Origin of the sequence: Pseudohongiella sp. SYSU M77423 (assembly GCF_029911965.1) — a bacterium.
In the GTDB taxonomy this organism is placed as follows: domain Bacteria; phylum Pseudomonadota; class Gammaproteobacteria; order Pseudomonadales; family Pseudohongiellaceae; genus Pseudohongiella.
In genome coordinates this window covers 324,559-337,294 of the sequence record NZ_JARYTH010000004.1, presented here as the reverse complement: position 1 = coordinate 337,294, position 12,736 = coordinate 324,559, and the positions used below count along the sequence as shown (strand labels likewise).

The 12,736-nt window shown below is 57.1% G+C and carries 13 protein-coding genes; 5 read left to right on the top strand and 8 right to left on the bottom strand.

Annotated elements, in window-relative coordinates; genetic code table 11:
• Window positions 1–137 precede the first annotated feature (137 nt).
• The 3 genes from rpmG to radC form a co-directional block, all read right to left on the bottom strand.
• On the bottom strand, window positions 138–293 hold the full coding sequence (gene rpmG, locus QGM61_RS11095; protein ID WP_237132652.1) for a 50S ribosomal protein L33: 156 nt from the start codon (window positions 291–293) through the stop codon (window positions 138–140).
• Between the two features lie 29 nt (window positions 294–322).
• Window positions 323–559 (bottom strand): 50S ribosomal protein L28, encoded by a 237-nt coding sequence (gene rpmB / locus QGM61_RS11090; RefSeq protein WP_237132651.1) that lies wholly within the window; start codon window positions 557–559, stop codon window positions 323–325.
• A 108-nt stretch (window positions 560–667) separates the two neighbouring features.
• Window positions 668–1,342: a RadC family protein gene (gene radC, locus QGM61_RS11085; RefSeq protein WP_281133020.1), complete on the bottom strand. Its 675-nt coding sequence runs from the start codon at window positions 1,340–1,342 to the stop codon at window positions 668–670.
• Between the two features lie 146 nt (window positions 1,343–1,488).
• Between radC and coaBC the strand changes: the two genes are divergently transcribed.
• The 4 genes from coaBC to slmA all read left to right on the top strand — a co-directional run bounded on the left by coaBC (window position 1,489) and on the right by slmA (window position 5,844).
• Entirely contained in the window at window positions 1,489–2,727 is a 1,239-nt protein-coding gene (gene coaBC, locus QGM61_RS11080) for a bifunctional phosphopantothenoylcysteine decarboxylase/phosphopantothenate--cysteine ligase CoaBC (RefSeq protein WP_281133019.1), read from the top strand.
• The gene (locus QGM61_RS11075; RefSeq protein ID WP_281133018.1) at window positions 2,696–4,195 is read left to right on the top strand and encodes a phosphomannomutase/phosphoglucomutase; all 1,500 of its coding nucleotides are present in this window, start codon (window positions 2,696–2,698) and stop codon (window positions 4,193–4,195) included. Before coaBC ends, QGM61_RS11075 begins: the two co-directional genes overlap by 32 nt.
• A gap of 63 nt (window positions 4,196–4,258) precedes the next feature.
• Window positions 4,259–5,176 carry an acetylglutamate kinase gene (gene argB, locus QGM61_RS11070; RefSeq protein ID WP_237132647.1) on the top strand — a complete coding sequence of 306 codons (918 nt, stop codon included), beginning with the start codon at window positions 4,259–4,261 and terminating at the stop codon, window positions 5,174–5,176.
• The gene (slmA, locus tag QGM61_RS11065) at window positions 5,176–5,844 is read left to right on the top strand and encodes a nucleoid occlusion factor SlmA (RefSeq protein WP_237132646.1); all 669 of its coding nucleotides are present in this window, start codon (window positions 5,176–5,178) and stop codon (window positions 5,842–5,844) included. The genes argB and slmA overlap by 1 nt, the downstream gene beginning before the upstream one ends.
• 20 nt (window positions 5,845–5,864) lie before the next feature.
• Here slmA and pyrE read toward each other — a convergent pair whose 3' ends face one another.
• Both pyrE and rph read right to left on the bottom strand, forming a co-directional pair.
• Window positions 5,865–6,512, bottom strand: coding sequence for an orotate phosphoribosyltransferase (gene pyrE / locus QGM61_RS11060; protein ID WP_317622186.1), 648 nt, complete (start codon window positions 6,510–6,512; stop codon window positions 5,865–5,867).
• A 29-nt stretch (window positions 6,513–6,541) separates the two neighbouring features.
• The gene (gene rph / locus QGM61_RS11055) at window positions 6,542–7,288 is read right to left on the bottom strand and encodes a ribonuclease PH (RefSeq protein WP_281133016.1); all 747 of its coding nucleotides are present in this window, start codon (window positions 7,286–7,288) and stop codon (window positions 6,542–6,544) included.
• Window positions 7,289–7,451: 163 nt separating this feature from the next.
• Here rph and QGM61_RS11050 point away from each other — a divergent pair, with 163 nt between their 5' ends.
• Window positions 7,452–8,318, top strand: coding sequence for a YicC/YloC family endoribonuclease (locus QGM61_RS11050; RefSeq protein ID WP_281133015.1), 867 nt, complete (start codon window positions 7,452–7,454; stop codon window positions 8,316–8,318).
• A 2-nt stretch (window positions 8,319–8,320) separates the two neighbouring features.
• Here QGM61_RS11050 and QGM61_RS11045 read toward each other — a convergent pair whose 3' ends face one another.
• Genes QGM61_RS11045 through QGM61_RS11035 form a run of 3 tightly spaced genes read right to left on the bottom strand, consistent with a single transcriptional unit; the run spans window position 8,321 to window position 12,681 of the window.
• Window positions 8,321–9,076: an SDR family oxidoreductase gene (locus tag QGM61_RS11045; protein WP_281133014.1), complete on the bottom strand. Its 756-nt coding sequence runs from the start codon at window positions 9,074–9,076 to the stop codon at window positions 8,321–8,323.
• Between the two features lie 60 nt (window positions 9,077–9,136).
• Window positions 9,137–10,060, bottom strand: coding sequence for a transglutaminase family protein (locus tag QGM61_RS11040; protein ID WP_237132641.1), 924 nt, complete (start codon window positions 10,058–10,060; stop codon window positions 9,137–9,139).
• Window positions 10,057–12,681 carry a circularly permuted type 2 ATP-grasp protein gene (locus tag QGM61_RS11035; protein WP_281133013.1) on the bottom strand — a complete coding sequence of 875 codons (2,625 nt, stop codon included), beginning with the start codon at window positions 12,679–12,681 and terminating at the stop codon, window positions 10,057–10,059. The genes QGM61_RS11040 and QGM61_RS11035 overlap by 4 nt, the downstream gene beginning before the upstream one ends.
• Between the last annotated feature and the right edge of the window lie 55 nt (window positions 12,682–12,736).

The window sequence follows — 12,736 nt, the reverse complement described above, 5'->3', positions numbered from 1 at the left end:
CACGAATGGCGTCGATTGACCTCTTGTGGTCCAGAAACGGGAACACCCGGTAGACATGATGTCGACCGGGTGTTTTTGTAACGGAGGCCTTCGCAGCGGTTGATTGCTGCCCGTCGCAGGACGCGACGGCAAAGGTATTACTTGATCTTGGCTTCTTTGTACATGACGTGCTTGCGAACTACTGGATCGAATTTTTTGATTTCGATCTTGTCTGGCGTAGTACGCTTGTTCTTGTCAGTCGTGTAGAAGTGACCGGTACCTGCAGAAGAAACCAGTTTGATTTTATCGCGCATGGCTGATTACCACCTGAATCCGGAAATGTTTAAATTTTAACGCCATTGGCACGGATATCGGTCAGAACGGCATCGATGCCCTTCTTGTCGATAGTACGCATACCTTTGGTTGATACTTTCAGTTTCACAAAACGCTTCTCGGACTCAACCCAGAAACGGTGTGTCTGGATATTTGGCACAAAACGACGACGTGTCTTGTTGTGCGCGTGAGAAACATTGTTGCCTGTAATCGGCTTTTTGCCGGTTACCATACATACGTTGGACATGATCTTGCCTCGTTACAAACCCGTGCAGAAAAATTTGAGCCGCGATTTATACCAAAACGGCTATCCAAAGGCAACTTATTTCGGCTATTTCTAGCGACAGCAGCATCGTCACAGCAGCCCTCTCTCTGCGAATGAGACAACCTCCCCGCGACCTACAACAACATGATCGAGCACCCGGACATCAATGGTGTTGAGCGCCAGCTTGAGGCGATTGGTGATAGCAATGTCCGCCTGGCTGGGCTCCGCCAGGCCAGAGGGGTGGTTATGAGCGAATATGACCGCTGCGGCGTTGTTGTGCAGACAGCGCTTGACCACCTCACGCGGATAGACTGCAGCCCCATCGATGGTGCCTTTAAACAGCTCTTCCATTGCCGTCACGCGATGCTGGTTATCCAGATAAAGGCATGCAAAAACCTCATGCGGGTAGTCGCGCATCCTGGCCCGAAGATAATCGCGCGTCAATTCTGAATTGGTCAAGGCGTCGGCTTCCATCAGCCGCTCTGCCATATAGCGTCGCGCCAGCTCCAGAACAGCCTGAAACTGCACGTATTTGCCTGGCCCCAGGCCATCACTGCTGCAAAACTCATCCAGCGTGGCCGTCAGGATTGCCGACAGACTGCCAAACTCAACCAGCAGTCGCCTGGCTACATCGAGCGCTGTTTGCCCCCGTGTACCGGTTCGCAGCAGCACGGCCAACAGCTCCGCATCTGACAGACCGGAGGGGCCATCCGCCAATAGTTTTTCCCTTGGCCGCTCGCCAGCGGGCCAGTCCTTGATTCCCACGTTGTTCTTTTCTCCTGTCCCTGGAAAATGTGCCTTGCGATGTCACTACCCTAGGGTTATAGCACCCTGGTTTCGCGCCCGCCTTGCCGCTGGGGTGCCCGCTTGCATAGAATGCACCTCATACTCTCCGCGAATGGAAATCGGCTATGCTGAAAAACCCGCTGGCAACGCTGGCCAACAAGCGCATTCTGCTTGGACTGACGGGCGGAATAGCTGCCTATAAATGTGCGGAACTGACACGATTGTTCACCAAGGCCGGCGCCGAAGTGTGCGTCGTCATGACAAGGGCTGCCACCGAGTTCATCACGCCGCTGACCATGCAGGCCCTTTCTGGCCACCGTGTCCACCTGGATCTGCTGGATGCCGACGCCGAGGCTGGCATGGGCCATATCGAACTGGCACGCTGGCCGGATCTGATACTGGTCGCACCGGCCAGCGCTGATTTCCTGGCACGAGCCACACGTGGACACGCTGACGACCTGCTCACCACGCTGCTGCTGGCGAGCAAGGCGCCGATTGCTGTCGCACCCGCCATGAACCAGGGCATGTGGCTTAATCAGGCCACCCAGGACAACCTGGCCACGCTGACACAACGTGGATATACAGTACTTGGGCCCGCCGCCGGATCTCAAGCCTGTGGTGATGTTGGCCCCGGCAGGATGCTGGAGCCAATCGATCTGGCGACAGCCTGCGCGGGACTGTTCGACACAGGCATACTCAGTGGTCTGCATCTGACCATTACCGCAGGTCCAACACGTGAAGCCATCGACCCTGTCAGATTCATCAGCAATCACAGCTCCGGGAAAATGGCCTATGCCCTGGCCACCGAGGCAATTCAGCTGGGTGCAAGCGTCACACTGATCAGTGGGCCGGTGACTCTGACGCCGCCCGAGCGTGCACAGCTCGTCAATGTTGTCAGCGCCCAGCAGATGCTGGATGCATCGCTGGCAGCAGCACCTGAAACTGACGTGTTTATTGGTGTAGCGGCTGTTGCTGATTACCGCGTTGCCGAACAGCAACCGCATAAAATCAAAAAGAACGCAGATACGCTGCAACTGGAACTGGTCCGCAATCCCGACATCATCAGCACCATTGCTGCGCTTGAGACACGTCCGTTTATGGTGGGATTTGCCGCCGAAACACAGCAGCTGCTCGAGCACGGGGAAGACAAACTGAAGCGCAAGAAGCTGGACCTGCTGTTTGCCAATGACGCCACCGCGACCTTCAATAGCGACTCTATTGCGGCGACAGCCCTCTGGCCCGCAGCTGATGGTGCGGAGCAACAATCGCTGGGGCCGGGCAACAAGCACCTGATAGCCAGACACATGCTTGCGTTGATCAAGGAGCGGCTGAATGCCAACGCAAAAACAGACACGCGTGTCTGACATGGTACAGCAGGCCGCCAGCTGCGAACTGCCCGCCAGAATGTTCCGGGCTTACGATATTCGCGGCATCGTTGGCCGTGACCTGACAGAAGACAATATTCGTGTCATTGGCCAGGCCATTGGTTATCTGGCGCAAAGCAATGGTCACAACGAAATCCTGTTTGGCGCCGACGGCCGCCTGTCCAGCCCGATCCTGTCCGCAGCCCTCAGCGAGGGCATCCTCGACAGCGGATGCCACATCATTGATCTTGGCACCATACCCACACCATTGCTGTATTTCGCGACCCACACCACCGATTGCCATTCCGGCGTGATGCTGACTGCCAGCCACAATCCGGCGGACTATAATGGTATCAAGATCGTGCGTGATCGCAGCTGTCTGAACCCTGAGGAGATACAGGGCATTCGCGAGCAGGCCAACTTTCTCGCCAGACGACCCGACAAGGTGCGTGGGTCCAATCTGCCGCGAGGGTCCCGGCGCGTGCTGGACATCATGCCAGCGTATATCGATCGTATCTGTCAGGACATAAAGCTCAAGCGGCCCCTGCGTGTGGTTGTTGATTGTGGAAATGCAGTACCGGGCCTGGTCGCCCCCTCGCTGTATCGAGCCCTTGGTTGTGAGGTCATTGAGCTGTACTGCCAGCTGGATGGCACCTTCCCAAACCACCACCCGGACCCAACCATCAACGGCAATTTAAAAGACCTGGTGGCGCAAGTGAAGACTCACTCAGCAGATCTGGGAGTTGCTCTGGACGGCGATGGTGACCGGGTGGTTCTGGTCACTGATCAGGGCCGGGTCATGGACACGGATCGCCTGTTGATGTTACTGGTCGATCATATTGTGCCCGGCTATTGCGCGGCCGCCGAAGACCGCAAGCCCAGCGTGGTGTTTGATGTAAAATGCAGCAGCCTGCTGATCAATCGCATTCAGCACTGTGGTGGCGAACCGGTGATGAGCCGCAGCGGCCACTCTTTCATGAAACACAGGATGCAGGAGACTGGCGCGGTTGTGGGCGGCGAGTTTTCGGCCCATGTGTTCATAAAGGACCGATGGTTCGGATACGACGATGGTCTCTACACCGCAGCAAGATTTATGGAAATCCTGGCCGCGGGTACTGCCAGCTCTGACGCCCTGTTGCAGTCCCTGCCTACCAGCCTGGTGACCCCGGAAATCAGAATTGAGGTCGATGAGTCTCACAAATTCGAACTGATGGCCCGTCTTGAACGGCTGGCGGATTTTCCTGGAGCGCGTGTAAACCGGCTTGATGGCATTCGGGCTGACTTTGATCGGGGCTGGGGGCTGGTTCGCGCTTCCAACACCACGCCCGCCCTGCTGCTGCGCTTTGAGGCCGAGACAGAAGATGTCATGCAGCGCATTCAGGGTGAATTCCGGGCCCTGCTGCAGCGAGTTGACCCTATCCTGGAATTCCCGCTCCTGACCATCGCTGACAGACAGCCTGATTTTTAAAACGCAGTAAGTCGTTATATACTGCCAAACTCTTGTAATCCAACGAATTGAGTGGAATTTCTGATGCCCCTGGACCTAGCAGCCGCCAAGAATATTGCCAACGTACTGACTGAATCACTGCCCTACATTCAACAGTTCACTGGCAGCACCATCGTCGTAAAGTACGGCGGCAACGCAATGACTGACGAAACCCTGAAAAACAGTTTTGCTCGCGACATCGTGCTGATGAAGCTGGTTGGCATGAATCCAGTGGTCGTTCACGGTGGCGGTCCGCAGATCGGTTCGTTACTCGAGCGGCTCAACATTCAGTCCGAATTTATCGAGGGCCAGCGTGTCACCGACAGCCAGACCATGGATGTGGTGGAGATGGTGCTTGGCGGCCTTGTGAACCAGGAAATTGTGGCTCTGCTGAACAAGAACGGTGGCAAAGCCATCGGCATCACCGGCAAGGATGGCAACCTGATCCGCGCCGAAAAGCTGCTCAAGAAAAAAGCCGGTGACAACGGCCAGGCCGACAAACTGCTGGACCTGGGCCAGGTGGGCAAGGTCACCCGCATCAATACCGAGGTGCTGCGCATGATGGAGCACAGTGATTTCATTCCGGTGATCGCCCCCATTGGTGTTGACGACAGCGGCGCCACCTACAATATCAACGCCGATACAGTAGCTGGTGAAATTGCCAAGGTGCTGAACGCCGAGAAACTGATGCTGTTGACCAATATTTCCGGCGTCATGGACAAAAAGGGTAATGTTCTCACCGGGCTGACAACCGCCCAGGTGGATGAGCTGATTTCCGACGGCACGATCTACGGCGGCATGCTGCCAAAGATCAACTGTGCGCTGGAGGCAGTGAACCATGGCGTGCGTAGCGCGCACATCATTGATGGTCGGGTTGAGCACGCAGTACTGCTGGAAATATTTACGCACACTGGCGTCGGCACATTGATCAGCAACACGCGCACCACAGGAGAATCTGCCTGATGAATACACCCGCTGCGCAGACCAGAGACGCCAGCTCCAGAGCTGCCAAAAAAACATCCCGCAAGGAACAGATTCTGCAGTCTCTGGCGCAAATGCTGGAATCGGGCCCTGGCGCCCGCATTACCACAGCGGCACTGGCGAGAGAGGTGGGCGTTTCCGAGGCCGCGCTTTACCGGCACTTTCCCAGCAAGGCGCGCATGTTTGAGGGGCTTATCAAGTTTATTGAAGATACGCTGTTCACCCGCATCAGCCGTATCCTGCAGGACGAACTGACTACCGCTGAGCGCTGCGAGAAGATTCTGACCCTGCTGGTGACGTTTGCGGAAAAGAATCCGGGGATGACCCGGCTGCTGGTCGGCGACGCACTGACGGGCGAAACAGACCGGCTCAGAGCGCGCATCAGCCAGTTGTTTGACCGGCTGGAAGCACAACTCAAGCAGGTACTGCGGGAAGCGCAGATTCGCGAGAATCTCAAACCACCAGTCTCACCTGCGGTTCTGGCGAACCTGCTATTGTCCGCCGCTGAAGGCCGCCTGGTCCAGTTTGTCCGCAGCGAATTCAGCCGCAAGCCGACTGAACACTGGGATGAGCAGTGGCACTACCTGCAACAGAACCTGCTGCAGCCGTTTAGTGAGGCCACTGCCAATCCCAGCCCATACAACTTCTAGAATACCCGCCCGCGCCAGCGTTACACACCGTAGCGCTGGCGATAATTGCGAATCGCCGGCAAAAAGGCCTTGAGTTCCTCGTCGTCCTGATAAAGTAGAAAATTCATGATCTGGTTCAGGTTGATCAGGCTCAGCACCGGCACATGATATTCCTTCTCGATTTCCTGAATGGCGGACAGTTCGCCCTGGCCGCGCTCCTGCCTGTCGAGGGCAACCAGAATGCCGGCCGGTTTGGCATCTGCCTGTTTGATCATGCTCATGACTTCGCGAATCGCCGTCCCTGCGGTAATCACGTCGTCAACAATCATCACCCTGCCCTGCAGCGGTGATCCAACGATGTTGCCGCCTTCACCGTGAGCTTTCGCCTCTTTGCGGTTAAAGCTGTAGGGCTTGTTGATGCCGTGCTCGGATGCCAGGGCCGCTGCAGACACTGACACCAGTGGAATGCCCTTGTAGGCCGGCCCAAACAACAGATCATAATCAAGGCCACAGCTGGCCAGCATGCTTGCGTAGCAGCTTCCTATAAAAGCCAGTGCCTCACCGGTATTAAACAGACCAGCGTTAAAAAAGTAAGGGCTCACTCGCCCGGACTTTAGCGTGAACTCTCCGAACTTCAGGATGTTATTTTCTATCGCGTACTCCAGAAAACGCATTTGATACGGTTTCAGAGTCATCTCCTGTTCCTCGTGTGTGTCGCTCATGCCAGCCCCAGCGCCTGCTTTTGCTTCACAATCAATTCGGCAATTCCTTTTTGCGCCAGGCCGATCATCTGCTGTAGTTGTTCAAAGTCATAATCGCCGTCTTCGGCGGTCCCCTGTACTTCGATAAAGCGTCCTGCATCGTTCATTACAACATTCATATCGGTCTCGGCGTTTGAATCTTCAGCGTAATCCAGATCCAGCACTGGCATACCCTGATACATGCCAACCGAAACCGAGCCAATCAACTGCTTGATCGGGTTCTGCTTGATCAGTTTTTTCTCAAGCATGAAAGTGATCGCATCGTGCAATGCCACACAGCCACCCGTGATGGAGGCCGTACGTGTGCCACCATCGGCCTGAATCACGTCACAATCCAGTTTGATGGTATTTTCGCCAAGCAGTGACATGTCCAGAGCTGCTCGCAGAGAGCGACCAATAAGGCGCTGAATTTCCTGTGTGCGACCACTCTGCTTGCCTCGTGCCGCCTCGCGATCCATCCGTGAACCGGTGGAGCGTGGCAGCATGCCGTATTCCGCAGTGACCCAGCCCTGGCCACTTCCCTTCAGAAATCGCGGCACTCCCTCCTCCACACTGGCGGTACAGATAACCTTGGTGTCACCAAACTCAACCAGTACCGAGCCTTCGGCGTGTTTGGTATAGCGGCGGGTCAGGCGGATATCGCGAAGCTGGTCGCCAGCGCGCTGACTGGGACGGTTAACGGAATTCTGGATAGTGTCAGACATGTAACCTCAAAATACTGATGAATGTTCGGCCTGTGATTATCCCGCATTCCCCCCGGCATTGCACTCGTCGATCTTTGTGCGATTGGGTTACACTTGATCGTTTACGACAGATGTAAATCTGCTCGCACACCGCAGCAACACGCACAGGAACAAAGGGGACACTATGGTAGCCAGCATGACGGCTTTCGCCAGGAAGCAAAAAGAGTATGACTGGGGCACGCTGAGCTGGGAGATACGTTCCGTCAATCATCGCTACCTGGAGCCGGGCCTGCGCATACCTGAGATGTTCAAGTCGCTTGAGCCCGCTGTACGGGACGCCCTGCGCAAGGCGATCGCGCGCGGCAAGGTCGATTGTGCACTGCGCTACCAGATGCGCGAGGATGTCTCCGTGCAGGAGGCCCTGAATACCGAGCGCGTTCAGCATCTAAAATCCCTGAGCGATCAGGTCAGCGCCATCATCAGCGATGCGCGCCCACTGACAGTCGCAGACGTCCTGCGCTGGCCGGGCGTCATGCAGGAGCATGAACTGGATGCCGACAGTATGCACAGCGATGCGCTGGCGCTGTTGCAGGAGACCCTGACCGATTTTAACGAAGCGCGGCAGCGTGAAGGCGATGAGCTGGCCAGGCTGATTCGCCAGCGTCTGGCTGCCATCGCCGAGATAGTCAGCTCATTGCGAGACCGGCTGCCGGAGATTCTGCAGCGTCAGCAGGACAACATCCGCAGCCGTCTTGACGCCTTCAAGACAGAACTCGATCCAGCACGTCTGGAGCAGGAAACCGTGCTGCTGGCCCAGAAGGCCGATGTGGATGAGGAACTCGACCGTCTGGATACCCACCTGGCTGAAGTGGAGCGCGTGCTGGGCCGCAAAGAGCCCATCGGCCGGCGCCTGGACTTTCTGATGCAGGAGCTCAACCGCGAGGCGAACACCCTGTCATCCAAGTCTATTGTGGCTGAAACCACACTGAATGCGGTGGAGCTGAAGGTGCTGATCGAGCAGATGCGCGAGCAGATCCAGAATATTGAGTGATTTCACTCGCGATGGATATGAAACGGCGCCCAGGTCTGGCTCACTGGCATGACTTCCAGCGTGTTTACATTGACATGGGCCGGTGTTGAATTCACCCAGTAAACGATGTCGGCGATATCCTCGCCACTGAGCGGCTGAGTCCCTTCATAGACCTTGCTGGCCTTGTCGGTATCCCATTTGAAGCGCACGTTGGAGAAATTGGTCTCGCACATGCCGGGCTCAATGTTGGTGACACGAATGCGCTTGCCGCGCAGGTCTGAGCGCAGACCACGTGAGAACTGTTGCACAAAGGCTTTGCTGGCTCCATAGGCATTGCCACCGGGATAGGGCCAGTTGCCGGCCGTTGAACCAATGTTGATAACGTGCCCGGCGTTGCGCTCCACCATGCCTGGCAATACGCGCCGGGTCACCCTCAGCAGGCCCATGATGTTGGTCTGCACCATGGTTTCCCAGTCTTCCATGTGGGCCTCATGAGCCGGTTCCAGACCCAGCGCCAGACCGGCATTGTTAACGAGCACATCGATGTGCTGAAAGGCCTCGGGCAGGCTCAGAAAAAACGCATCAATGGATGCAGGATCGGTAACATCCAGACGGGCCGCATGGACATCAGTGACTGATTGCAGAGAGTCGGCCAGCGCCTTCAACTTGTCTTCGCTCCGGGCCGCCAGAATCACGGCAAAGCCATGCTCGGCGAACTTCCGCGCGGTCGCTTCACCAATGCCCGAGGAGGCTCCTGTCACCAGTACCACTTTTTTCATCACTGACTCCTGTCTCTTGATTTGTGCGTGCCGGATATTATGGCGCAAACAGCGCGTCCGCTATTTGCCAAAATCCAGGGCCACGGCTGTGGTCTGCTCGACTTCTTTGGGAATGACATCCACAGCTACTGACAGCTCATGCTCCCCGCCGCCGGTCATGACACCTTTGAGCGGTGTCACGTCAGCATAATCACGGCCCCAGCCCAGCACGATATAACGCTCGTCCGGCAGACAGCCGTTGGTTGGATCCAGCTCCAGCCAGCCCCAACCCGGAATAAAGGCCGCAATCCAGGCATGGGTGGCATCAGCACCCAGCAGTTTCTCCTGTCCGGGAGGTGGCAGGGTCTCCATGTAACCGCTCACGTAGCGCGCTGGCAGCCCAAGAGAGCGCAGGCATCCGATCATCAGATGCGCAAAATCCTGACAGACGCCGCGCTTGGCAGCCATAACCTCATGCACCGGGGTTGCCGTCGTGGTGACTCCCGGATCATAAGTGAATTCATCAAATATGCGTTTATTCAGGATATGCAGGCCCTGAATCAGGTCCGAAGTGTCTTCAAAACACTCCTCGGCGTACTGCTGAAGTGTCTGCTGCTGCCGGACAAATGGCGACTCCAGCACGTACAGCCTGGCGTCGATACATTCTCTGTTCCCGGTGCGGTGACTTTGCGCGACATCGGATACCGCATCAGGCCAGGTAATGGTGCTGAATATGTCCTGGGCAGGACGCGCACTGACATCAACCTCACTTACGACCACCACTTCGAGGCTGTCGTGCACGCTCTCGGTCGAGAAATAGGCAACCCGATTGCCAAAAAAATCGCTGCGCTCGCGCAGCCGGACCGGTTTCGGGCTGATCTGCCACTCGCTGTTCAGACATTTCTGCCAAGGCAGATTGCGCGGCAGAACCCGCGCTTCATTGTGGCTGAGCGTTGCCTGGCCACTGTAATCGTAGCGTGTCAGGTGTCGAATCTGATATCTCATCGGCGCTCACTCCTGGCTGGCGTCTTGCCATCGTCCAGACCCGGGCTGACCTGCATGGTGACCAGCTGGCGCGGCGCCTCAACATGACTGAAGTGACTGTGCGAGATGGCATCCGACAGCGCGGACATCGGCGCAATAATCCGATCCAGCAGACCCGTCAGGGCCTCTCGGGCCGAGTCGGAGTTTTCGAGATCAGCCAGGGTCTCGATATCCATCAAATGCAGAGTACTGGTCGCCTCGATGATCAGGCGGTTCTCCAGGTTACGGTAGGACGACTGCGATTGGCCCGGCAGACGCGCCACCTGCCGCTGAATGCGGCGCAACATATAACCCACCGAACGCGGGTTGGTCTCATCAAACAGCAGCAGATCGAGGATTGCCGATGGATGCAGTTGTGAACGGAAACGACGTCGGTAAACCGTGAAATTGTCAGTCGTGGCCAGCACCACCTCCCATAGCGGGATGCCAGGCTGCCTGGCGGTGAGCAGCGCCAGCTTCAGTAATTCCAGCGTGCCCAGAATGCGTTCGATAAAGCGACCAATGTCCAGAAAGCGCCAGCCATAGTGGTGCGGCATGGTTTCGTTGCAAAGGCCAAAAAATGCAGCAAGATCCAGTACCACGGCTTCCAGCAGTCGCTGGCCAGCAACTACGCCGCGCGCGCGCGACATGGCATTGCAGCGCTGGCGAATATTGCTGACCGAGCGCCAGAGGTCGTCGCCAAGATGGTCACGCACGGAACGGCTGTTGCGCACAAAACTGGCAAAAATTCCTGGCATACCCTGTGGCCCCTGGTCTGCCAGCAAATTCAATAAGCGGTCCCGCGCCAGCGTATGCGCCTTGGAAAATCTTGGATGCTCAGGAAGCTCCTTCAGCATTTCTTCAAGTTCATCAGCATCAGGTGCCACATCCAATGCGGTCATCAGGTCAGGCAGCAGCGTCGCGCCCTCGCTGTGAGGGTCTTCCTGCAGGAGTTTGGTCAGGGATTCACGCAGCAGACGGGCGCGCACATCCAGGCGTTCCCCGTAGCGGCCCAGCCAGAACAGACTCTCTGCGACCCGGCATGGCAAATCCTTGCCATCACGTGTCACCAGAATGGGACCGCCGGCATGCCTGAGCATACTGATGTGCGGCTGTGGTACCGGCGCCAGCACCCAGATGTCTTTGACCACAGCACTTTTCATCATCGCTGAGCCGGGTTCTCCCACCCAGGCCAGACCGCCAGGCATGATGCGGAAATGCTGCTCGGCAACAGGCTTGGGAATGTCATTCGGTTCCAGCAGTGAAAACAGTCGCAGTGAGGCCTGCTGACGCTCCAGTTGACCGGTGCGGGGATTGAAGCCCGGTGTCACGGCCGTTTTTATGGGACGCTGGGCAGAGAACAGATGGGGGCGCGCATTCAGGTCCATCCTAAGATGACGTGCAGCTTCAAGCCCCATCTGGTCAACCCTGAAGGCTTTGCCAGGTTGTGTAATGTCGCGCAGGATCCATTCTTCCGGTGCCTGTCTTATGCGCTGCAGCGCATCATTGTCTCCACACCACAGTGTTTCACGACATGGCAGCATCAGCGCTTCACCCAGCAGACGCTCACAGAGTACCGGCAGAAATGCCGCCAGGGCCGGATGCTCCAGGACTCCGGCGCCCAAAGCATTAACGATCCTCACTTCACCATCACGAGCGGCCTGCAGCAGGCCTGGCACACCCAGTAAAGAATCCGGTCGCAGCTCCAGAGGGTCGCACCAGGGGTCATTGATCTGGCGCAGAATGACATCAACCTGGTTCAGCCCACCCAGTGTTCGCACGCATACCTGGCCTTCGCGCACAACCAGGTCGTCGCCTTCTACCAGTGGCACGTTCATGTAATTCGCCAGCCAGGCGTGTTCGAAATAGCCCGGACTGCCGGGCCCCGGCGTCAACAGGACGATATTGGCCTGCTCGCGGTGCGCCGGCGCCAGTGCCGCGAGGCATCGGTGCTGTGCCTGCAGAAACCCGGCCAGTCGTTTCAGTGGTGCATCACGGTAAAGGCCCGGCAGTGCGCGGGAGAGTGTGATCCGGTTTTCCAGTGCGTAACCCACACCGGAGGGTGATTGTGTCAGGTCGCCAAGCACCAGCCATTGCCCTTCATGATCGCGAACTACATCGCAGCCGTGGGAAATCAGCAGCGGTCGTTCAACCATGGGGGGCGAGTCAGCGGCAGAAAACAGAAAACCGGGATGGGTATAAACCAGCTCCGGCGGCAACAGACCCTCAGCAATCACATGGCGTTCACCGTACAGATCATCCAGCAGGTGAGCCAGGAGCCTGCTGCGTTGCTGCAGCCCTTTTTCCAGCGCCTCCCATTCGGCGGTGCTGATGACCCAGGGCAAGCAGTCGAGTCGCCAGGAGCGCTGCTGGCCGGGGTCGTCTTCGTAAGGATTAAAGGTAACACCATTCTCGTGCAGCAGGTTTTGTGCTTCGTCGCTGCGCTGTGTGAGAAGCTCTGCGCCCAGCGCTGCAAATTCAGTCAGCAGCTGCTGCCAGTGCGCCCTGACCTGCCCGCGCTCGTACAACTCGTCATGAGCACCATGACCAGGGTAGTCGCCCAGCAGGGATTTGACGGGGTCAGCGGGGCTTGCGGACTGCATGGTGTGGCCTGTTCGTGATTAAAAACCGGTAGATCTTGTCATGCAGTGTGTCGGC